16 protein-coding genes and 2 pseudogenes are annotated in these 22,716 nt (G+C 67.9%); 10 read left to right on the top strand and 8 right to left on the bottom strand.

Translation table 11 applies throughout. From position 1 onward, the window contains the following. Positions 1–137: 137 nt before the first annotated feature. Positions 138–3,053, bottom strand: coding sequence for an excinuclease ABC subunit UvrA (gene uvrA, locus MSG_RS11410; RefSeq protein WP_096439678.1), 2,916 nt, complete (start codon positions 3,051–3,053; stop codon positions 138–140). A gap of 179 nt (positions 3,054–3,232) precedes the next feature. Here uvrA and MSG_RS11405 point away from each other — a divergent pair, with 179 nt between their 5' ends. The 3 genes and pseudogenes from MSG_RS11405 to MSG_RS11395 all read left to right on the top strand — a co-directional run. Next, on the top strand, positions 3,233–3,910 hold the full coding sequence (locus tag MSG_RS11405; protein ID WP_096439676.1) for an MBL fold metallo-hydrolase: 678 nt from the start codon (positions 3,233–3,235) through the stop codon (positions 3,908–3,910). Continuing rightward, positions 3,910–4,284: an ACT domain-containing protein gene (locus MSG_RS11400; RefSeq protein ID WP_219845611.1), complete on the top strand. Its 375-nt coding sequence runs from the start codon at positions 3,910–3,912 to the stop codon at positions 4,282–4,284. Before MSG_RS11405 ends, MSG_RS11400 begins: the two co-directional genes overlap by 1 nt. Before the next feature lie 17 nt (positions 4,285–4,301). Next, positions 4,302–4,499, top strand: a pseudogene (locus tag MSG_RS11395) (MBL fold metallo-hydrolase); the annotation flags it as partial. A 46-nt stretch (positions 4,500–4,545) separates the two neighbouring features. Here MSG_RS11395 and MSG_RS11390 read toward each other — a convergent pair. After that, the gene (locus tag MSG_RS11390) at positions 4,546–4,989 is read right to left on the bottom strand and encodes a universal stress protein (RefSeq protein ID WP_096439672.1); all 444 of its coding nucleotides are present in this window, start codon (positions 4,987–4,989) and stop codon (positions 4,546–4,548) included. Positions 4,990–5,307: 318 nt separating this feature from the next. Between MSG_RS11390 and MSG_RS11385 the strand changes: the two genes are divergently transcribed. Then, positions 5,308–6,897, top strand: a complete 1,590-nt coding sequence (locus tag MSG_RS11385) for a mannosyltransferase (RefSeq protein WP_096439670.1) — start codon at positions 5,308–5,310, stop codon at positions 6,895–6,897. A 38-nt stretch (positions 6,898–6,935) separates the two neighbouring features. Here MSG_RS11385 and MSG_RS11380 read toward each other — a convergent pair whose 3' ends face one another. From MSG_RS11380 to MSG_RS25845, 3 genes and pseudogenes are all read right to left on the bottom strand, one after another. Beyond that, positions 6,936–8,378, bottom strand: a complete 1,443-nt coding sequence (locus MSG_RS11380) for an MFS transporter (protein ID WP_096439668.1) — start codon at positions 8,376–8,378, stop codon at positions 6,936–6,938. Continuing rightward, entirely contained in the window at positions 8,375–10,534 is a 2,160-nt protein-coding gene (uvrB, locus tag MSG_RS11375) for an excinuclease ABC subunit UvrB (RefSeq protein ID WP_096439666.1), read from the bottom strand. The genes MSG_RS11380 and uvrB overlap by 4 nt, the downstream gene beginning before the upstream one ends. A gap of 19 nt (positions 10,535–10,553) precedes the next feature. Further along, a pseudogene (locus MSG_RS25845) lies at positions 10,554–12,658 on the bottom strand (serine/threonine-protein kinase). A gap of 306 nt (positions 12,659–12,964) precedes the next feature. Between MSG_RS25845 and MSG_RS11365 the strand changes: the two are divergent. The 6 genes from MSG_RS11365 to MSG_RS11340 all read left to right on the top strand — a co-directional run bounded on the left by MSG_RS11365 (position 12,965) and on the right by MSG_RS11340 (position 19,320). After that, positions 12,965–15,703, top strand: coding sequence for an ATP-binding cassette domain-containing protein (locus MSG_RS11365; protein WP_096439664.1), 2,739 nt, complete (start codon positions 12,965–12,967; stop codon positions 15,701–15,703). 80 nt (positions 15,704–15,783) lie between these two features. Continuing rightward, on the top strand, positions 15,784–16,224 hold the full coding sequence (locus MSG_RS11360) for a DUF402 domain-containing protein (protein ID WP_096444368.1): 441 nt from the start codon (positions 15,784–15,786) through the stop codon (positions 16,222–16,224). Between the two features lie 49 nt (positions 16,225–16,273). Then, entirely contained in the window at positions 16,274–16,840 is a 567-nt protein-coding gene (locus MSG_RS11355) for a DNA polymerase ligase N-terminal domain-containing protein (protein WP_096439662.1), read from the top strand. After that, positions 16,837–17,835, top strand: coding sequence for a non-homologous end-joining DNA ligase (ligD, locus tag MSG_RS11350; protein WP_096439660.1), 999 nt, complete (start codon positions 16,837–16,839; stop codon positions 17,833–17,835). The genes MSG_RS11355 and ligD (MSG_RS11350) overlap by 4 nt, the downstream gene beginning before the upstream one ends. Beyond that, positions 17,835–18,725 carry a non-homologous end-joining DNA ligase gene (gene ligD, locus MSG_RS11345; protein WP_096439659.1) on the top strand — a complete coding sequence of 297 codons (891 nt, stop codon included), beginning with the start codon at positions 17,835–17,837 and terminating at the stop codon, positions 18,723–18,725. The genes ligD (MSG_RS11350) and ligD (MSG_RS11345) overlap by 1 nt, the downstream gene beginning before the upstream one ends. A gap of 172 nt (positions 18,726–18,897) precedes the next feature. Continuing rightward, on the top strand, positions 18,898–19,320 hold the full coding sequence (locus tag MSG_RS11340; RefSeq protein ID WP_096439658.1) for a hypothetical protein: 423 nt from the start codon (positions 18,898–18,900) through the stop codon (positions 19,318–19,320). On the opposite strand, the gene coaE is transcribed toward MSG_RS11340, so the two are convergent. The 3 genes from coaE to MSG_RS11325 all read right to left on the bottom strand — a co-directional run bounded on the left by coaE (position 19,317) and on the right by MSG_RS11325 (position 22,641). Beyond that, a complete protein-coding gene (coaE, locus tag MSG_RS11335; RefSeq protein ID WP_096439656.1) occupies positions 19,317–20,531 on the bottom strand; it encodes a dephospho-CoA kinase in 1,215 nt (404 codons plus the stop codon). The genes MSG_RS11340 and coaE overlap by 4 nt on opposite strands. Positions 20,532–20,537: 6 nt before the next feature. Continuing rightward, positions 20,538–21,980, bottom strand: coding sequence for a 30S ribosomal protein S1 (rpsA, locus tag MSG_RS11330; protein ID WP_096439654.1), 1,443 nt, complete (start codon positions 21,978–21,980; stop codon positions 20,538–20,540). A gap of 214 nt (positions 21,981–22,194) precedes the next feature. Beyond that, entirely contained in the window at positions 22,195–22,641 is a 447-nt protein-coding gene (locus tag MSG_RS11325) for a DMT family transporter (protein WP_096439652.1), read from the bottom strand. Positions 22,642–22,716: the final 75 nt, after the last annotated feature.

Here is a 22,716-nt window from a genome sequence, read left to right as displayed (position 1 = left end):
CCCGCCGAGTTGCGGAACCGGTGCTCGGGTGCGTCGTCTGTGGTGGCGGTCAGGAACCGGTCGGGCAGCGCGAGCTTGCATATCGTGCGTGTGACTGCGTCGGGCTGGCGGGTACCGCGTTTCGTGATGCCGCGCGCTCAGGCGGTGACTTTGCGCTTCCGGCTCGAGCGTTGCGGGACGCCGGCCCGGGCTCCCATATGCAAGACCTCGATGAGAAACTTTCCAGTGTAGCTTTCGGGCACCGCGGCGATGTCTTCCGGAGTGCCTTCGGCCACAACGGTTCCGCCGCCGGCGCCGCCCTCCGGTCCCATGTCGACGATCCAGTCCGACGTCTTGATCACGTCCAGGTTGTGTTCGATCACGATGACCGTGTTGCCTTTGTCGACAAGGCCGTTGATGACGTTGAGCAGCTTGCGGATGTCGTCGAAATGCAGTCCGGTGGTGGGCTCATCGAGGATGTAGATGGTGCGCCCGGTCGAGCGCTTCTGCAATTCCGACGCCAGCTTGACGCGCTGCGCCTCGCCGCCGGACAGGGTGGGCGCGGGTTGACCCAGCCGGACGTAACCCAGGCCGACGTCGACCAGGGTGCGCAGGTAGCGGTGGATGCCGCTGATCGGCTCGAAGAACTCGGCGGCTTCCTCGATGGACATGTCCAACACTTCGGAGATGGTCTTGCCCTTGTAGTGCACCTCGAGGGTCTCCCGGTTGTATCGGGCGCCCTGGCACACCTCGCATGGCACGTACACGTCGGGCAGGAAGTTCATCTCGATCTTGATCGTGCCGTCACCGGTGCACGCCTCGCAGCGACCACCCTTGACGTTGAACGAGAACCGGCCCGGTTGGTAGCCACGGACTTTCGCCTCCGTGGTGGCGGCGAACAGGGTGCGGATCTTGTCGAACACCCCGGTGTAGGTGGCCGGGTTGGAGCGCGGCGTCCGCCCGATCGGCGACTGGTCGACCCGCACCAACTTGTCAAGTTGGTCCATTCCGTTGACCCGGGTGTGCCGGCCCGGCACCTGCCTGGCGCCGTTGAGCCGGTTGGCCAGCACGGCCGCCAGGATGTCGTTGACCAGCGTCGACTTCCCGGAGCCGGACACTCCGGTCACCGAGGTCAGCACGCCCAGCGGGAAGGCCACGTCGATGCCGCGCAGGTTGTGCTCGCGGGCGCCGACGACGGTGAGTTGACGTTTGCGGTCGACGGCACGGCGGCGTTTGGGCGTGGCAATGCTCTCGCGGCCCGACAGGTAGGCGCCGGTGATCGAGTCCTTATTGGCCAGCAGCTCCTGATAGGTCCCGCTGTGCACGATCTGGCCGCCGTGCTCACCGGCGCCCGGCCCGATGTCGACGATCCAGTCGGCATGCGCGATGGTGTCCTCGTCATGCTCGACGACGATCAGCGTGTTACCCAAAGCCCTTAGCCGCGTGAGGGTTTCGATGAGGCGACGGTTGTCTCGCTGATGCAGCCCGATGGACGGTTCGTCGAGCACATAGAGCACACCCACCAGGCCGGAGCCGATCTGGGTTGCCAGCCGGATGCGTTGGGCCTCACCGCCGGACAGCGTGGCGGCGGCCCGGGACAGTGAGAGGTATTCGAGGCCGACGTCGAGCAAAAAGCCCAGCCGCGACTGGATTTCCTTGAGCACCTGCCCGGCGATCGCCTGCTCGCGCGGACCGAGGGTGAGGGCGTTGAGGAAGTCGGCGCAGTCCGAGATGCACAGCTCGCTGACCTCGGCGATGGACTTCGGGCCCCGGTCCCCCGCCGACAGCGTCACCGCCAGGATCTCCGGCTTGAGCCGCGTCCCCTCGCAGACCGGGCACGGAATGTCCCGCATGAAGCCCTCGTAGCGCTCCTTCATCTGCTCGGACTCGGTCTGTTCCATCTTGCGCTGCAGAAACGCCAGCACGCCCTCGAAATCGGCGTAGTACGAACGGGTTCGGCCGTACCGGTTGCGGTAACGCACGTGCACCTGGTGGTCCGAACCCTCGAGGATGGCCTTGCGGGCTTTGGCCGGCAGCTTGCGCCAGGGCGTGTCGACGTCGAATCCCAACTCCTCGCCCAGCCCGGCCATCATCCGGGTGAAGTACTCCGCGGTGTGCCCCGCCGACCACGGCGCCACCGCGCCCTCGGCCAGGGTGCGCTCCGGGTCCGGCACCACCAGATCGGGGTCGACCTCCTTGCGGATACCCAGGCCTACGCACTCGGGGCAGGCGCCGTAGGGCGAGTTGAACGAGAACGACCGGGGTTCCAGGTCGTCGACGGCCAGCGGGTGCCCGTTTGGGCAGGCCAGCTTCTCGGAGAACCGCTGCTCGCGGGGGTGGTCATGCTCGTCGCGGTCGTCGGGGAATTCCAGCACCACGATGCCGTCGGCGAGGTTCAGGGCGGTTTCCACCGAGTCCGTGAGGCGCTGCTTGGCCGCCACTTTGACGGTGAGCCGGTCCACCACCACCTCGATGTCGTGCTTTTCCTGCTTCTTCAGCTTCGGCGGATCGGCCAGCGGATGTACCACACCGTCGACGCGAACCCGGCTGTAGCCCTGCGCGTTGAGCTTGTCGAACAGGTCGGCGAATTCGCCCTTGCGGGTGCGCACCACCGGGGCGAGCACCAGGAACCGGGTGCCCTCGGGCATCGCCAGCACCTGGTCGACGATCTGCTGCGGCGTCTGGCGGGCGATGCGCTCGCCGCAGATCGGGCAGTGCGGCGTGCCCGCCCGCGCGTACAGCAACCGCAGGTAGTCATACACCTCGGTGATGGTGCCGACGGTCGATCGCGGGTTGCGGTTGGTCGACTTCTGGTCGATGGACACCGCCGGCGACAGGCCCTCGATGAAGTCGACGTCGGGCTTGTCCATCTGGCCCAGGAATTGGCGCGCGTAGGCCGACAGCGACTCGACGTAGCGCCGCTGGCCCTCGGCGAAGATGGTGTCGAACGCCAGTGACGACTTGCCCGATCCGGACAGCCCCGTGAAGACGATCAACGAGTCGCGCGGCAGGTCGAGGTCGACCCCCCGCAGATTGTGCTCACGGGCACCTTTGACGATCAGGCGGTCAGCCACGCTGCCTCACTTACTGAAACTCTCGCTTGCCTCACGGCGGTTACTGCGCACGGCGCATTCCATGCTAGGTGCCCCCACCGACAAGACGCCCATCCCAGTCTGCGGACCGGTAGCGTGAGCGGTATGACTCGCGCCGCGACGATGATTCCGGCGCCCGCCGGGATGCAGGAGTGGCGCGCATGACCACCGTGGACGACACCTACACCGGACACGTCAACCCTGGCGATGCCGCCCGACGCACCCTGCCCGGGGCGACGATCGTCAAGGCGTCAGTGGGCCCCATGGACAACAACGCCTACCTGGTGAGTTGTTCCGCGACCGGACAAACCCTTCTCATCGACGCCGCCAACGACGCCGAAGTCCTGATCGACCTGATTCATCGGTATGCGCCCAAAGTGGCGCTGATCGTCACCAGCCACCAGCACTTCGACCACTGGCAGGCGCTTCAGGTCGTCGCCGAGGCCACCGGGGCGCCGACCGCCGCGCACGAAATCGATGCCGAGCCGCTTCCCGTCAAGCCGGATCGGCTGCTGGCCAACGGCGACACCATCCAGATCGGCGAGCTGACCTTCGACGTGATCCACCTGCGCGGGCACACACCCGGCTCGGTCGCGCTCGCCCTCGACGGTCCCGCGACCGGCGGCGTCACACAGCTGTTCACCGGTGACTGCCTGTTCCCCGGCGGTCCTGGGCGGACAACAACTCCGGAGGAGTTCGACTCATTGATGACGGGTCTTGAGAGCCGGGTCTTCGATATCTACGGCGACGACACGGTGGTGTATCCGGGCCACGGGGACGACACCACCCTCGGCGAGGAACGTCCCCGACTGGCGGAGTGGCGAGAACGCGGCTGGTGATGAGCGAGCGTGACCTGGGCCGTCTGCTCGCAGGGCTCGCACCGGTGGTACGTCCGGTGCCTTATGTCGTCGTAGAAACCGACCTGGACGTGCCCGCCGCCGCGGTCATCGTCGAGGACGAGGCGACGACGAGGATCGTCGAGCAGACAGTCGCCGACGCGAAGGGTTTGCCGTACGGCTTTGTCGCAGCATGGATCACCTGCACGATCGAATCCGATCTTGAGGCGGTCGGCATGACCGCCGCCATCAGTCGCGCTCTTGCCGACTTAGATATCTCATGCAATGTCCTGGCCGGTTCGCGGCACGATCACCTGCTCGTGCCCTGGCACCGTCGCGACGACGCCGTTGCTGCTTTGTCCGGGCTCGCCCACTGATCCCCGGACTTCCAGTCACCGGCGACTGCCGGTTCCCGGGCGGCGTTGGAAAGACCTGGCAGCCGGGCGATTTCAGGCAGCTCATCGACGATGTGAGCACCCGGGTGTTCGACGTCTATCCGGACTCGACCGTGATCTATCCCGGCCACGGCGACGACACGGTGCTCGGCGCCGAGCGGCCCCACCTCGCCGAGTGGCGCGAGCGAGGCTGGTAGCCCCGGCGCCCCGCTGCCCGGCGGTCGAGTGACCAGCTAGGTCGTCCTAGGTCGTCGTGTGCACGATCAGCACGTCGACCTTTGCCCGACGTGACACGTTGGCCGGCACCGATCCCAGCAGCCGCCCGGCGATCGTGCTCAGGCCGACGTTACCGACGACGAGCAGATCGGCCTTGACCTCCTCGGCCAGGTTGACCAGCGCGTCGACCGGCGCACCGACGATCGGACGCTCCTCGACCTTCTTCGCGCCAGCCTTGTGTGCCCGTTCCTTGGCGTCTTGCAGGATCGCGTAAATGGGGGCCGTACCTGAGACCTTGTAGCTCTCGTCCCTCAGCACGTCGGCGGCGCGACCGTCCTGATGCTGCGGGAGGTAGGCCGAGGCGATGATCAGCGTTGCGTCGTCCCCAGCGATAGCGGCTGCACGGTCCACCGCACGCAACGATGAATCCGAGCCGTCGGTTCCTACCACCACGGTCCGATAGGCACTCATACAAATACCCTCCCAGTGTCGGTTGATCCGCCAGCAGACAGTAGCGCGTTTGCCGAACGTCGTGAGGAAACATTAGCGACATAACCGGGCGCGGCGCGACCAGCAATTTCCAGCTCAGGACTGGTCTGCACACCGCATTTACCCATAAACCCGGTCGCAATTATTACGCCCCCGGTAAAAAGTCGTGCAGCACAGAGCCTTTCGCAAAATTCGGGGACGAAGACGCCGAAATGGCCGCGTCCTCGCTACCCAACTGGGCATATCCGCAGGACTGCTGGTGAGCACGCTTATCAGCCACGCCTTACAGTGACAACCATCATGTCTTTGTCGACGGTCGAGCAGCTTCCTGCTGATGCCGTTACCCAGCCCCCGCCCGCCCGCGCCCGCGGCCAGCGGATCGATCCACTGCTGGTGGCGCTGCTGGCCACCGCCCTCAGCGCCGCCTGGGCCGGCAGGCCTTCGCTGTGGTTTGACGAGGCGGCGACGATTTCGGCCGCGGCCAGCCGCACCCTGCCCGAGCTGTGGAATCTACTCAGCCACATCGACGCGGTCCATGGGCTCTACTACCTGCTGATGCACGGCTGGTTCGCGATCTTTCCGCCGACGGAATTTTGGTCTCGGCTGCCCAGCAGCCTGGCCGTCGGGATCGCTGCCGCCGGTGTCACCGTGTTTGCCAGGCAATTCACCGGGCCGTCCGCCGGTCGGGCGGTCCCGCTGTGTGCGGGTGTGATCTTCGCGATCCTGCCGCGCACCACCTGGGCTGGCATGGAAGCGCGCTCGTACGCCTTCTCGGTGGCCGCCGCGGTGTGGCTCACGGTGTTGTTCGTGGCCGCCATCCGGCGCAACCGGCCCCGACTGTGGCTGTATTACGCGCCGGGGCTGATGCTGTCGATTTTGCTGAGCCTGAACCTGGTCCTGCTGGTGCCGGTGCATGCCGCGATGCTGCCGTGGCTGGCGCCCAAGAAAGCCGGGGAATCCCGGAAATCACCGGTCATCGGGTGGGCCGTCAGCTCCACCGTCGCCGTCGGGGCCATGCTGCCGTTCATCCTGTTCACCCACGGCCAGGTGCGCCAGGTGGACTGGATCTTCCCCATCAGCTGGCATTACGCCTTCGACATCATCCTGCGGCAGTACTTCGACCACAGCCCGCCATTCGCCATTCTCACGGCCGTGCTCATCGTCGCCGCGACCGTAGCCCGGCTGGCGGGGGTGCGTGCCCCGGCGGGCGACGTCGGCCGCCTGGTGATCGTCTGTACGGCGTGGATCGTCATCCCGACGGCGGTACTGGTCATCTACTCGGCCATCGGCGAACCGATGTACTACCCCCGCTACCTGATCGGCACGACCCCCGCGATGGCCGTCGTCATGGCCGTCTGCATCGTCACGATCGCCCGCAAACCGTGGCTCGTCGCCGGTGTGGTGCTGTCGTTGGCGGCGGCCGGGCTGCCGGATTACCTCTTCGTGCAACGCTGGCCGTACGCCAAGGAGGGCTGGGACTACAGCCAGGTCGCCGACGTCATCAGCGCCCATGCCGCACCCGGGGACTGCTTGGTGGTGGACAACACCGTGCCGTGGCGCCCGGGCCCCATCCGCGCGGTGATCGCCGCCCGGCCGGCGGCCTACCGGTCCCTGATCGACGTCGGACGCGGCGGCTACGGACCGAAGGTGGGCTCGCTGTGGGACGGCCACGTCGCGGTGTGGTTCACGACTGCCAAGATCAACAAGTGCGCCACGGTGTGGACCATCACCGACCACGACAAGTCGCTGCCCGACCATAAGACCGGAGAAGCGTTGCCGCCGGGCGTATTCGGGCGATCCCCGGCCTACCGGTTCTGCAACTACCTGGGGTTCCGCATCGTCGAGCGCTGGCAGTTCCACTACTCGCAGGTGCTCAAATCGACCCGCTGACCAGTAGTGAAAACGCCGGCATGGGCTAGTTGACGGGGTCATCGCCTTGCTGTGCGCCGACGAGGAGGTGGACTAGTAGGGGCATGTCGCCGGGCCGCGCGGCAGGAAGCGACGACGCCGCTGCCCGCCAGGGCCGCGAAGATGGCGTACAGCCACCGCGCCGCGCCCAGGTCGCCGCCCTGAGCGGTGTTGACGACCACCCCCGCCAACCCGGCGCCGAAGGCCGCGGAGATCAGCTGGACGGTGTTGATCGCCGCGGCCGCCGCCCCGCTCTCGGCGGGGTCGTCGACCGAGTCCATGGCTCGCATCGACAGGTGGGGCCAGGTCAGTCCGATACCGATTCCACCGACGAGCAGACCGGCCGCCCAGACGGCAACGATGCCGGCGTCGGCGTCGATGCGCTGAGTGACCGCGACTAGGGCCAGACCCGCCGCCATCAACAACGGGGCGACCGCGATCACCCGGCCGACGACGCGGACGTCGCTGAGCGAGGCGCTGAGGAGTTCGGCCAGCGTCCACCCGAGCGCCAGCGTCGCCCCCAGGAATCCCGCGACGACCGGCGTCAGGTGCGCCAACCGCTGGCCGAACAACGGCACGTAGATGTCGACCATCACCGCGGCCATCTGGACCCCCATGGTGAGGTAGATCCATTTCAGCGGCCCGCGGCCAAACACGCTGGGCGGCAACACCGCCGCGTTCATCCGCCAGTCGACGACGACGAACGCTCCGATCAAGCCGGCCCCCGCGACGAGCAACCCGCCGGTCGCCACCGGGTTGTGCGGGAGCTGCGCGACGCTGACGGCCAGGGCCGCCGCGCCCAGCAGCAGCAACGACCAGATCGGCACCTGGTGTAGGGGCGCGCCCGCCGCGTCGGCGTCCGGGTGGACGCGGCGGGCGCTCAGCACCGCCGGCACCGGGACGGCGATCAGGGCGGTGAGGATCGCCAGCGCTCCGAACGCCCAGCGCCACAGGCCGAATTGCGCGAAGAGGCCGCCCAGCGCGGGCCCGGCCAGGGTGGCGACGCCCCACATCGCCGAGATCACCGCGGAGCCGCGGGTCCACAGCGACCGGGGCAGCACCGCGTTGATGAGCGCGTAGCCCAACCCGGCCAGCAGGCCGCCCGCCACTCCTTGCAGGGTGCGGCCGGCGATCAGCACCTCCATGGTCGGCGCCGCGGCGCAGACCACGCTCGCGACGCCGAAGACCGCCAGCCCCGACAGAAACGAAGCGCGCGCGCCCACGCGCAGCAGGATGGTGTTCACGCCGGCGGCCGCGACCACGGCGCCGACCAGGTACAAGGTGGTCACCCACGCGTACAGCCGGGCACCGCCGATTTCGGCGACGGTGCTGGGCAGCAGGCTGGTGGTCAGAAACTCGTTGGTGGCGTACAGCCCGACGCCGCCGGCCAAGACGATCGACGTGCCGAGATACTCAGCGAGCAGTTCGCGCCAGCTGCCGGTGTCGCTCGTGATGCGGGTCATTTCAGCCCCGCAGCGTCCATACCACGCAATTCCTTTTTGAGGTCGGCGATTTCGTCGCGGAACCGCGCGGCCAGCTCGAACTGCAGGTCTCGCGCGGCGGCCATCATCTGGGCCGTCAGGTCCTTGATGAGGTCGGCCAGCTCGGCGCGCGGCATGCCGGCGGTGTCGCGGCCCTCGTAGACGCCGGCGCTCACCGCGCGGCCCGGCTCCCCTTGCGCCCGCCGGCCCCGGGACGCATTGCGGCCCGATCCGCCGATCTCGACGGATTCGGTGTCGTCGGCTTCGCGGTAGACCTGGTCGAGGATGTCGGCGATCTTCTTGCGCAGCGGCTGCGGGTCGATGCCGTGGGCCTCGTTGTAGGCGACCTGCTTTGCGCGGCGCCGTTCCGTCTCGTCAATGGCCTCTTTCATGGAGTCGGTCATCGAGTCGGCATACATGTGCACTTCGCCGGACACGTTGCGCGCCGCGCGGCCGATGGTCTGGATGAGGCTGCGCGACGAGCGCAGGAAGCCCTCCTTGTCGGCGTCGAGGATGGATACCAGCGACACCTCGGGCAGGTCCAGACCCTCGCGCAGCAGGTTGATGCCGACCAGCACGTCGTAGTCGCCGAGCCGCAGCTGGCGCAGCAGCTCCACCCGGCGCAACGTGTCGACCTCGGAGTGCAGGTAGCGCACCCGGATGCCCATCTCCAGCAGGTAATCGGTGAGGTCTTCGGCCATCTTCTTGGTCAGCGTCGTCACCAGCACCCGCTCGTCGGCGTCGGCCCGCTTGCGGATCTCGCCGATCAGGTCGTCGATCTGCCCCTTGGTCGGCTTCACCACGACCTTCGGGTCCACCAGGCCGGTGGGCCGGATCACCTGCTCGACGAACTCACCGGCGGCCTGGCTCAGCTCGTAGGGGCCCGGGGTCGCCGACAGGTACACCGTCTGCCCGATCCGGTCGGCGAACTCCTCCCAGGTCAGCGGGCGGTTGTCGACCGCGGACGGCAGCCGGAAGCCGTAGTCGACGAGGTTGCGCTTGCGGGACATGTCGCCCTCGTACATGCCGCCGATCTGCGGCACGGTGACGTGTGACTCATCGATGACCAGCAGGAAGTCTTCCGGAAAGTAGTCCAGCAGCGTCGCCGGCGGCGTGCCGGCCCCCCGGCCGTCGATATGCCGCGAGTAGTTCTCGATGCCCGAGCAGAACCCGACCTGCCGCATCATCTCGATGTCGTAGTTGGTGCGCATCCGCAGCCGCTGGGCCTCGAGCAACTTGCCCTGGCCCTCAAATTCGGCGAGCCGCTCGGCCAGCTCCTGCTCAATCGTGGAGATGGCCTGGGCCATCCGCTCGGGCCCCGCCACGTAGTGGGTGGCCGGGAAGATCCGCAGCGAATCGACCTGGCGCACCACGTCGCCGGTCAGCGGGTGCAGGTAGTACAGCGCCTCGATCTCGTCGCCGAAGAACTCGATGCGCACCGCCAGCTCTTCGTAGGACGGAATGATCTCCACGGTGTCGCCGCGCACCCGGAACGAGCCGCGGGTAAAGGCCATGTCGTTGCGCGTGTACTGGACGTCGACCAGCAGCCGCAGCAGGCCGTCACGGGGCACCTCGGTGCCGACCTGCAACTCGACCGACCGGTCCAGGTAGGACTGCGGCGTGCCCAGGCCGTAGATGCACGACACCGACGCGACCACCACCACATCGCGCCGCGACAGCAGCGACGACGTCGCAGAGTGCCGCAACCGCTCGACGTCGTCGTTGATGGAGCTGTCCTTCTCTATGTATGTATCGGTCTGCGCGATGTACGCCTCGGGCTGGTAGTAGTCGTAATAGGATACGAAGTACTCGACCGCGTTGTGCGGCAACATCTCTCGCAGCTCATTGGCCAGCTGAGCGGCCAGCGTCTTGTTCGGCGCCATCACCAGGGTGGGCCGCTGCACGCGCTCGATCAGCCACGCGGTCGTTGCCGACTTACCGGTACCGGTGGCGCCGAGCAGCACGACGTCACGCTCCCCCGCCCGGATCCGGCGCTCCAGCTCGTCGATCGCGGCCGGCTGGTCACCGGCCGGTGCGTACTGACTGACCACCTCGAAGCGGCCGCCGGCGCGCACGACCTCGTCCACAGCGCGGTACTCCGAGTGCGCGACGATCGGATGTTCAGTCGCGAAAGCCATGCCACCAGGGTAGAGCCGTTCACCGACAAGTGGCTCGGCGCCGGCCGTTGCATATCCGGTCGGGCCTGGTCCACAACCGGCTGACCGGATCGCATTGCAGCAGGTAGCCGTCGTTCGAGGTGGACATCGCGAACACCGAGGTGCCAGGCCGGTCGCACGAGCTTCCGACCGCGTGCACCCCGCCCGTGATGGGCGCCTTGGCCCAGGCCTTGCCCTCGCAGACGACCTGCTCGTTGTTGGTCGGGTCGTAGGCGAGCTTGTTGGCGTCGCTGCAGACCCCGCCGAGTACCGGCGACGCCGGGTGGGCCGGCGTCGTCGAGGTATTGAGGGCCTGCGTGGGGTCGGGCAGCGTCACGCCGGGCGGCACGTCACCGACGCGGGTCGCGAACACGGGGGTGCGCACCACGGCACCTTGGGCGCCGCACTCGTTGGTCGTCACGGTCTGGGTCTCGGTGCCGCGCAGCGTGCCGTCGGCCTGCGGAGCCAGCGACCACGCGACGGTCTCCTGCTGGGTGGCCCGGACCTGCCCGCTCGGCTGGACACAGCCGAGGCGCTCCTGTTGCGGCGCGCCCTGCCAATACCCGGCGATGAAACGCAGCGTGTCGGACTGGCCACCATCGGTGGTGCTCGCCGTCTGGTGCGTGGCGTCGTCCAGCTGGGTGCCGCTGGCCGCGCACCCGTTGGTCGTGCAGGCAGAGCGGAACGCCCACCAGTTGGTGTCGACCCCGTCCTGCCGGAGCGCCACGCCGTTGGTGGTCCGTTTGCTCTGGTCGTAGGTCAGCTGGTAGGTGCCGTTGAGCACCGGACCGCCCGGCCGGGCCGGCGCGGCGCTCGGACTGGGCGCGGACGGTTCGGAGGCGAGCGCGGGGTTGGGCTGCGAAGCGTCGGGCTGGAACGAGTACAGCACCGACCAGGTCGCGGCCACGGCGATCAGCACCGCGCACACCAGCGCGGTCGCCCACCGGGTTCGTGACGAATACCGGTGGTACATCGCAGCGGCAAGGCCGCGGACCCCGCGCCGGCGATGTGACGGGACCGCAGCCGGCGTCTGCCGGGCACCGGACTCGGCAACCCCGTCGCCCGCGTCGCTGACGGCGGCCGCGAACGCGCGGCACCGCTCAAAGCGGTCCTCGGGCCGTTTGGCGAGGGCCCTGCGGAACACGTCGTCGAGGTGCGCCAGCTCCGGACGGAAATCGCTGAGCCGGGGCGGATCCTGATGCAGATGCTGGCTGATCACGGCGATCGGGTTGGAATGCTGGAAGGGGGGCGCACCGGTCAGCAGGTGGAAAGCCGTTGCCGCCAAAGCGTATTGGTCGGCCCGGCCGTCGATGTTGGCACCCGCCAGCTGCTCGGGAGCCGCGTAGGCGACCGTTCCCACCGCGACATTGGTCTCGGTGATACCGCTGATGTCACCGAGGTGGCGCGCAACGCCGAAGTCCGCCAACACGATTCGGCGTTCCCCGTCCTCGGGATGGGTGAGCAGGATGTTGGCGGGCTTGACGTCGCGGTGCAGCAGGCCACGATCGTGGGCGTAATCGAGCGCGCCCCGACAGCCTGCAGGATGCCGCGTACCTCGTGGATCGGCATGCCGTCGGAGTGGCGCTCCTTGACAAGTCGCGAGGCGTCGGTGCCCTCGACGTAGTCCATGGAGATCCACAGGTGACCGCTGAACTCGCCGCGGTCGTGGACGCCGACGATATGCGGATGCCACAGCGTCGCGGCCAGATCGGCCTCCCGGTTGAACCTTTCGCGGAATTCCGGGTCGGCGGTGACGGCCTCGGCGAGCACCTTGATCACGTCGCGGCGCGGCAGGCGGGGATGCAAGGCCAGATAGACCTTGGCCATCCCGCCCGCGCCCAGGGGGCGCAAGATCGTGTAGCCGGCGAAGGAGGCGCCGTTGGCCATCGCGCTCGGTGCGGTGCCCCGGTTTCGGTCAGCAGCCGAATTCGGCTGCTGCGGGCCAGGATTCGAGGCGACCGGCGGCACCCGGTGAAGCAGGTGGTTGACCGTCGCGGACGGAAGTGATTGAAAGCCGGCGCGCAACGCCTGACGGGCCAGCCGTGGGTTGCTCAGCAGCCGCCGCCCCGCGCTGAGGCGCCGGGGTTGGGCCCTTCGCTCATCCATGTGTGGCTCCCCCTCGTGTCTCGGCTGTGCCATGCGGGCGTCGCGCCGGCTTGATCCGATGCGCGATCCCCGGGGCACGCGCATCGGGACGCGGCTTCGTTGCCGTCGTCTGGGCACGCCGAAAATTCCGCGACGGGCGTCCCGGACTGATCCCCTCCCACACCCCTACGTTCGAATCATGCCCGATGCGCGTAGGCGGGAAACCGCCCCACACTATGAAGGGGCTTTGAATGCCCGGACCGACGCAAAGCCAAGTCACAGGCGAGTCCGATGGGGAGCACTGTCGAAACGGCCGATACTTGAGTAGTGAGTCGACCCGCTCCTCCTGTCCTGACAATCCGGCACGACGGGTCCCAACGTTCTTTCGCCGCAGGCCACGAGGTGGTCGTGGGGCGGGATGCGCATGCCGATCTGCGGATCCCCGACCCGCGGATATCCCGCGCCCACCTGATCCTGCGCTTTGATCAGGGCCGGTGGCTGGCGATCGACAACGGTTCGCTGAACGGGACCTACCTGAACGGGTACCGAATGCCGGTCATCGACATCCACGACGGGCAGAGCATCCACGTCGGCAACCCCCAGGGACCTCGGTTGACCTTCGCGATCGGCCCGGAGCAGGGCCGCACCGACCGCCCGCTGCGGAGCAGGTCGACGGCCGACGCCGGTCCGCCCACGGTCGCCTGGTCCGCGCTGCCCGAGCAGCCCTACGCGCGCAATACCGTGAGCCAGCCCACGATTCACACCAGGAGTGGGCCGAATCCCGCCCCGCCGCGGGCCGCGCCGCCGCGGCAGCCACCCCGCGGCCCGCAACTGCCGGGCCCACCCAGGCCTTCCGGTCCGCCGCCGCCACGAAACGCGCCGCCGCCACCGCGGATACCGCCCGTACGGACACCGCCGCACCCTCCGGGCGTTCCGCCCGACGAGCTCACCGTGGTCAACGCCGGGTCGCCGGCCAGGTCGCAGCCCGCGCCGCCCGCCGATGGACCGGCCGTGGCTCCACGGGAGGCGACACCGCCGACCGAGATCACCATGATCGACGCCAAAACGGCCGATGTGTCCAACCTCGGAACGAGATTCGTCAAGTTGCTCTCGCCGCGCTCGTCGTCGGCGGCCGGCACCGCCGGCGCGCTCACGATCGGCCGCGCCGCCGAAAGCGACATCGTCGTCTCCGACGTCCTGGCCTCACGCCAGCACGCGACGCTGATCCCGACGCCGCTAGGCACCGAGATCCGCGACACGAGCATCAACGGGACGTTCGTCAACGGCACTCGGGTCGGCTCGGCGATCCTGACCGAGGACGACGTCGTCACCATCGGCAACGTCGATCTGCTGTTCCGGGGCGGCACGCTGGTGCAGGGCGCCGACGCCGCCACCCGCACCGGCGGCCTCGAGGTACGCGACGTCAAGTACGTCGTCGACAACGGAAGACAACTGCTGGACAACATCTCGCTGACCGCGCGGCCCGGGACGCTGACCGCCGTCATCGGCGGATCGGGGGCCGGGAAGAGCACCCTCGCCCGCCTGATCGCCGGATACACGACGCCCACCTCGGGCTCAGTCACCTTCGCGGGCCACAACATTCACTCCGAATACGCGTCGCTGCGCAGCCGGATCGGAATGGTCCCCCAGGACGACGTCGTGCACCGGCAGCTGACCGTCAACCAGGCGCTGGGCTATGCCGCCGAGCTGCGGCTGCCCCCCGACACCAGCAAGGCCGACCGCGCCAGGGTGGTCGCGCAGGTGCTCGAGGAACTCGAGCTGACCAAGCACGCCGACACCCGCGTCGACAAGCTCTCCGGCGGTCAGCGCAAACGCGCCTCGGTGGCCCTCGAGTTGCTCACCGGTCCGTCGCTGCTGATCCTCGACGAGCCCACCTCGGGGCTGGATCCCGCCCTGGACCACCAGGTGATGATGATGCTGCGCCAGCTCGCCGACGCTGGCCGCGTGGTGATCGTGGTGACGCACATGCTGTCCTACCTGGACATCTGCGACCAGCTGCTGCTGGTCGCGCCGGGCGGCAAGACCGCCTACAGCGGGCCGCCGGACCAGATCGGTGAAGCGATGGGCACCACCAACTGGGCCAAGATCTTCACCCAGGTGGGCGCCGACCCCGAGGAAGCCAATCGGCGCTTCCTGGAGCAGAGCGAGGCGCAGAAGCGCCCGAAGCCCGCACCGCCGAGCGAGCCGAGCGACCTCGGCGAACCCGTGCACACCAGCCTGCGGCGCCAGATCTCGACGATCGCCCGCAGACAGGTCCGGCTGGTGGTGTCCGATCGTGCCTATTTCGTCTTCCTGGCGTTGTTGCCGTTCATCCTGGGGTCGCTGTCGCTGACGGTGCCGGGCTCGAACGGATTCCATCTCCCCGGCCCCCGTGCCGGCACGCCCGATGAATCCGCCCAGATACTGGCCCTGCTCATGCCCGCCGCGGCATTCATGGGCACCGCGCTGACGATCCGCGACCTGGTGGGTGAGCGCGCGATCTTCCAGCGCGAACAGGCGGTCGGCCTGTCCACCACGGCGTACCTGCTGGCCAAGACGGCGGTGTTCTGCGGCTTCGCGGTCGTGCAGTCGGCCATCATCACCGCGATCGTGGTGATCGGCAAGAGCACGCCGACCCGGGGCGGCCTGCTGCTGGGCCACGGGACCGTCGCGGCCACCGTCGAGCTGTTCGCGACCGTCGCGGCGACCTGCGTGGCGTCCGCGATTCTCGGCTTGGCGATTTCGTCGCTGGTCCGCTCCAGCGAGCAGATCATGCCGCTGTTCGTGGTGGCGGTGATGGCGCAGCTGGTGCTGTGCGGCGGGATGGTCCCCGTGACCGGCCGCCTCGGGCTCGACCAACTCTCGTTCGCCATGCCCGCGCGGTGGGGCTACGCCGCGGCGACGTCGACGGTCGACGTCCGGCACCTGGTCCCCGACACGGTGGTCGCCCAGGACCGATTCTGGGAGCACACCACGAAGGTGTGGCTGCTCGACATGGGCATGCTGGCCGCGCTGTCGCTGCTCTATTTCGGCTTTGTCCGATGGAAAGTCCGGCTGCGTCGTTGAACCGAGGTGAGATGATCCATCCGCCCAAGCACGAAACCTTTGATGTGGTGGCCCGCACCAACACCGACCCGAAGGGCATCGTGCGCGCCGTCGACGAGTACGTGGTGCGGCCGTGGGGGCTCTATCTGGCCCGGCCCACGCCGGGCCGCGTCCAGTTCCACTACCTCGAATCCTGGCTGCTGCCGCCACTGGGGTTGCGCGCCACGGTGTTTCACTACAACCCGGGCCACGAGCGGGATCACGATTACTACCTCGATGTCGGCGAATACACGCCGGGCCAGGACATCTGGCGCTCCGAGGATCATTACCTCGACATCGAGGTCCGTACCGGCTCGGGGGCGGTGCTGGCCGACGTCGACGAGTTGCTCGAGGCGGTCCGGCACGGCCTGCTGACGCCGAAGGCCGCCGAGCAGGCGGTGACGCGCGCGGTGGACGCCGTCGACGGCCTGGCTCGCAACGGCTATGACCTGCAACGCTGGCTGCAGACCAAGGGCATCGAACTTCACTGGCGCGGGGCCTAGCCGCAGTGCGGCTCAGTTTCTCGCCCCGGCGCTGGGGTAACTCTCCCGTATGCCTTTGAGCGAGTACCGGCGGGAACGGCGATCCGGGCCGCACCTCGGACCGCGCGGGCGGCTGGGCCGCAAACGCCGCGGCAGTGACAGCGGGGCGCTCTTCGTCATCCATCACCACACGGCCGGCGGTGACCACTATGACCTTCGACTCGAGATCGACGGCGTGCTGGCGTCCTGGGCGATATCCAGCGACCCGTCGACGAACCCCCGGGACCGGCGAATGGCGCACCGCGCCGAGGATCACCCGCTGGAATTTGCGACGTTCGAAGGGGAGATCCCCGATGGCGAGCTCGACGCCGGCGGCGTCATCGTCTGGGACCGCGGCACCTACGCCAACGGGACCCAGCGGGCGATGGGCGAAGGCCTTGCCCGCGGCCACCTGTCTTTCCGGCTGCACGGCGAGAAACTCGGCGGCGGCTTCACCCGCATCCGGGAGGGCCGGGACGAAACCTGGCTGCTGATCAAACGCAACGACGAGGCGGCCGACCCCCGGCGCAAAGTCGTGCAGACCCGGCCCGAATCGGTGCGATCCGGGCCCACTTCGGATGACCTGGACGAGGCATGACCGGCCTCGCCGACCTGCCCGGCCCGGTGCGCGCCGCCCTGCGCGACGAGCCGGTGCCCGAGTGGCTGGCCCCCACCCTGGCCACCCTGACCGACAAACGATTCCGCGACCCACAGTGGATCTTCGAGCGTAAATTCGACGGGATGCGTTGCCTGGCATTCCGAGACGGCGACCGCGTGCGACTGCTATCGCGAAACCGGAAGCCGCTCAACGGAACCTACCCGGAATTGGTCGACGCCCTTACCGCCCAGCACACGTCCCGGTTCGTCGTCGACGGCGAAGTCGTCGCTTTCCAGGGACGCCGCACCAGCTTCGCGCGGCTGCAGGGCCGGCTGGGCATCATCGACCCCGACGAGGCGCGGGCGTCGCACATCCGGGTGTACTACTACCTGTTCGACGTGCTGCACCTGGACGGCAGCTCGACGATGGACATTCCGCTGCAATGGCGTAAACGCTTGCTGCGCAGTGCAATCAGATTCGAAGACCCGCTGCGCTACACGGCGCATCGCGTCGAGGACGGCATCGGAGCCTATGCGGCGGCATGCGGGCGCGGCGACGAAGGCGTCATCGCCAAGCGGGCCGACTCGACGTATGCGGCCGGTCGCTCGAAAGACTGGTTGAAGTTCAAACGCGTTCGCGACCAAGAATTCGTCGTCGGCGGCTACACCAGCCCGAGAGGCAGCCGAATAGAGTTGGGCGCGTTGCTGCTCGGCTATTACGACGGCCGCGACTTCGTGTACGCCGGTAAGGTCGGTACCGGTTTCGACGAGGCCACGCTGCGTAACCTGCACGAGCGCCTGACTCCCATCGAGCAGGATGCACCGCCGTTCACCCGAGGTTTGTTGCGCGAGAACGGCGCTCGCTGGGTGCGCCCGCAGCTGGTGGCCCAAATCGGATTCACCGAATGGACCCGCGACGGCAAGCTGCGTCACCCGCGCTACCAGGGTCTGCGGACCGACAAGGACGCCGCGGACGTGGTACGGGAGACGTACTGATGCGCGGCATCGACGTCGAGATCACGCATCCGGATCGGGTGCTGTTTCCGAAGGATGGAATCACCAAGCAGGACCTCGTCGACTACTACGCCGCCGCGGCCGACGCGATGCTTCCCCAGCTGCGGGACCGCCCGATCAGCGTACAGCGGTTTCCGCGTGGCATCGGCGAAAAGGGCTTCGTGCAACAGGATTTCGCGGAGGTACTGCCGGACTGGATGGCGGGCGTGGAGGTCACCAAGGAAGGCGGCACCCTGGTGCATCCGCTGGTCGAATGCCCGGAGGCGCTGCGCTGGCTGACCAACCAGGGCTGCATAACCCTGCACGTGTGGCAGTCGCGGCGCGACCGGCTGCACCACCCGGACCGGCTCGTTTTCGACTTCGACCCGCCCGACCGCGATTTCGCGGTGGTGCGTGCGACCGCCCGCGCGACGGCGGCGGTGCTGGACGATCTGGGACTGGCCTGCTATGTGCAGACGACCGGCTCGCGGGGACTGCACGTCGTGACGCCGCTGCGCGCCGACACCGATTTCGACACCATCCGCCAATTCGCTCGCGACATCGCCGAAGTCGTCGTGGCAGACGACCCCGGCCACCGCACCCTCGAAGCCCGCAAGGGCAACCGCGGCGGGCGGGTGTACCTCGACATCATGCGAAACGCCTACGCCCAGACGGCGGTCGCGCCGTATTCGGTGCGGGCCCGGGCCCGGGCGCCGGTGGCCACCCCGCTGGAATGGGATGAATTGGACACGCGCGGTCTGCGGCCAGACCGCTTCACGATCCGCGACATTCCCAAACGCCTGGCCGAGCAACGCGATCCGTGGAGGGAGATGTACCGGCACGCCCGGTCACTGAACGAGCCGATCAAGCGGATCGCGAAGCTGCGTGCCTGAACTGCCCGACCTGGAAGTCGGCCGGCGCGTCACCGGGCGCTGCTTTCGCGGCCCCGCGCTGCGGCACCCGGCTGGCACGCGGCCGGGCGGGTGCCGCACGGCGTTCCGGTGCCCCCTCTGCCGGCCGTAGTCGCTGGTGAGACCCGCGGTACGGGGCGTAATCTCACCAGTCATGAGCTTCGACGTCCGCAGGTGGCTGCCGGTTGTTGCCGTGACGGTGATCGCGGCCGTTTCGCAGTTGATCCCGGCGACCGCGCACGCCGACCTGCACAACATCACCTACCGCGCCCGTATCGATGCGCTGACGACAGGCAGTCAGGCCACCTTCGTGATTAACGGCGGCCAGACGAACACCACGAACCTTCCGTCGATGCCCGGCAACGTGTTCGAGGCCAACACCGTGTTACCGGATCCCGGGCAGGCGGGGCTGCGGATCGTGCTTCATTTCCCCTACGCCGCGAACGTTCACTGTGAGATCGACGTGGACGACAACGTTTTCGCCCAGGTCGACCAGATGGTCAGGCCGGTCGCGGGCAACACCGATCCCAACAACGGTGCGCTGCAGTGCGGCGTTCCATTGCCCGGTCCGAGCTAGGGCCGCCAGCCGGTGAAATCGGCCCAATCCCAGGCCCTTCGGTAGGCGTCGGCAAGCCACGGCTCCTTGGCTCCGGCGTAGGAGGCGATGTCACCGCCGGCGTCGCCTTCCGCGGCGCGCTTGACGTCCAGATAGCCCGCACGCTCCTGCGGGTTCGCGGCCAGCCAGTCGACGAACAACAGGCCGAACTGCTGGTTGGGCCAGCCGTTCACCCGGAGGTGCACGTTGGTGGGCCGGCCGGGATCCGCCGAGGCGTGAATCCTCTTGCGCCATAGGGCTGCATCGTCGCGGTGATCATAGTCGGCGACCGTGCTGCGCGCGTCGGAGCGGGCGGTGTCCTCGGTGATGTGGTCCCAGCGCGGGTATCCGGCGCCGAGCAGCGCCTCGGCGAGCTCGTCCGCCACGGCCAGCGACTCGACCGTGACCTGGACGTCGATGACGTCCTTGGCGTCGAATTCGGGCACCGCGGTCGAGCCGATGTGGTCGACACGCAACGCCAGGTGACCGCAGGCCGTCGCGAGCCGGGCAACAATCCGCCGCGCCTGGTCCGGCCAGGTCGGGTCGGCCGGCACCACCCGGGCCGGCGCCCGGACGATCCTGCGCTCGGCCACGTTGTGCGCGAACGGCACGATGCGGTGCTCCCACACGTCGCGGGCCCGCTTGACCAAATCCTCTTGGCTGCCGGAGTTGTCGATCCAGATGTCGGCGACCGCGCGACGCTGGTCGTCGTCGGCCTGCGCCGCGATCCGGGCGCGGGCGTCGTCTTCGGACATGCCGCGTTGCTCGACCAGCCGGCGCACCCGCAGCTCGACGTCGGCGTGCACCACCACGACCAACGGGAACATCGGCGCCATGCCGGATTCCACCAACAGCGGAATGTCCTCGACGACGACCGAATCCTCAGGCACCGAGGCGATGATCTCCGCGCGCCGCTTGCCCACCAGCGGGTGCACGATCGCGTTCAGCTGCTTGCGCGCTTCCTCGCTGGCGAAAGCCTTGGCCGCCAGGGCCGGACGATCCAGCGAACCGTCCGGCTGCAGGATGTCCTCGCCGAACGCCTCGACCAGCGAGGCCAGGCCTTCGGTGCCCGGCTGCACGACCTCACGGGAAATGACATCGCCGTCGACGATGACCCCTCCGCATTCCGCGAAGGTGGCGGACAGCGCCGATTTTCCGGCGCCGATGCCACCGGTCAACCCGATGCGCAGCATCCGGAGTTAGGCGTTGCCGGCGAGCTTTTCCCGCAGTGCGGCCAGCTGGGCGTCGCTGGCCAGCGACCCGCCCGCAGCCTTTTCCGCGGACGCACCGTTGCCCGGCGCGCGATCGTCGGCGTGCCCGGCAGCTTCGGCAGCGGCGAACTTCTCCATCTGCGCGGTGTGCATCTTGTGCCGGCGCTCGGCCTCGGCGTAGCGGGCTTCCCACTCGTTGCGCTGGGCGTCGAAACCTTCCAGCCATTCGTTGGTTTCGGGGTCGAAGCCCTCGGGGAAGATGTAGTTGCCCTGCTCGTCGTAGCTGTCGGCCATGCCGTACTTCGCCGGGTCGAATTCCTCGGTGTAGTCCTCGTTGGCCTGCTTGAGCGACAACGAGATTCGTCGGCGCTCCAGGTCGATGTCGATGACCTTGACCATCGCGTCGTCGCCGACGGCGACGACCTGGTCAGGCACCTCGACGTGACGCTCGGCCAGCTCGGAGATGTGCACCAGACCCTCGATGCCCTCCTCGACGCGGACGAACGCGCCGAACGGCACCAGCTTGGTGACCTTGCCGGGCACGATCTGGCCGATGGCGTGGGTGCGAGCGAAGTGGCGCCACGGGTCTTCCTGAGTCGCCTTGAGCGACAACGAAACCCGTTCGCGGTCCATGTCGACGTCGAGCACTTCGACGGTGACCTCGTCGCCCACCTGAACGACCTCGGACGGGTGATCGATGTGCTTCCAGGACAGCTCGGAGACGTGCACCAGGCCGTCCACCCCGCCGAGATCGACGAACGCGCCGAAGTTGACGATGGACGAGACGACACCCTTGCGGATGGTGCCCTTCTGCAGCTGGTTGAGGAACTCGCTGCGCACCTCGGACTGGGTCTGCTCTAGCCACGCGCGCCGCGACAGCACCACGTTATTGCGGTTCTTGTCCAGCTCGATGATCTTGGCCTCGATCTCCTTGCCGATGTACGGCTGCAGATCGCGGACGCGACGCATCTCGACCAGCGAAGCGGGCAGGAAGCCCCGCAACCCGATGTCGAGGATCAGGCCGCCCTTGACGACCTCGATGACGGTGCCCTTGACGGCCTCGTCCTTCTCCTTGAGCGCCTCGATGGTGCCCCAGGCGCGCTCGTACTGCGCGCGCTTCTTGGACAGGATCAGACGGCCTTCTTTGTCCTCCTTGGTGAGAACAAGGGCCTCGACCTCGTCACCGACGGAAACGACCTCATTGGGGTCGACATCGTGCTTGATGGAGAGCTCGCGGGCGGGGATGACCCCTTCGGTCTTGTAGCCGATATCGAGGAGCACCTCGTCCCGGTCCACTTTGACAATCGTGCCTTCGACGATGTCGCCATCGTTGAAGTACTTGATCGTTTTGTCTATTGCGGCGAGAAAGTCCTCGCTCGAGCCAATGTCGTTGACGGCTACTTGCGGCGAGGTGACGGTGGGACTCGGCATGTTGTTGGGTTGCTCCGGACAGGTTTGGTCGTAGGGAAAAAACGGGATTTACCTGTTGAGGCTACTCGACGGGGCGCACGCTGGACAAACTCGGCCTGCGTGCCGCGGCGAGCAGCCTGGTCAGATGGACGTCACCGGTAACGCCAGGGCGACTTCTCTTGCGATTTCTCGCCACGGCGTGGGGTTCGCCGACCAGCGGCGGGGTAAAAATTCATCAAAACTTGGCAATCAGTACGACTCCGCAGACCATGAGCGCGCCACCCAGGCCCCGCCACACGGTGATCGGGTGCGGATCCACCCGCAACCAGCCGAAATGATCGACCACCAAAGACATGATGAGGGCGGACGTGACGGTGAAACCCATGAAGGTCCCGGCGCCGACCCGATTGACCAGGGTGAGGCCGGCGTAGACCTGGACGGCCCCGACCAACCCGCCGATCACCGCCCACCACGGCATCGATGCGATGTCCTTCGCGGTGGGCAGCGGCTTCGGCAGGATGAGAAATGCCGCGACGAAGAAAATGGTGATCAGCGCGAAAGAGATCGCCGATGCCAGCCATGGATTGATCATGTGCCGGTAGAGCTGTCCGTTCATGGCGGCTCCGCATGTCTGCAGCGCCCCGCCGAGGACGATGAACGGGATCATCCAGCCTACGTTCATGAGGCTCCTGGGTTCCGGCCGCTAGTCGTCGTTTGCGGAGTGACCCAGACGAACCCGCCGCAAACCCCGGGCGCG

The organism is Mycobacterium shigaense (assembly GCF_002356315.1).
In the GTDB taxonomy this organism is placed as follows: Bacteria; Actinomycetota; Actinomycetes; order Mycobacteriales; family Mycobacteriaceae; genus Mycobacterium; species Mycobacterium shigaense.
Note: the sequence above shows the minus strand (reverse complement) of the source record. Positions and strands in the feature narration are given on the sequence as shown.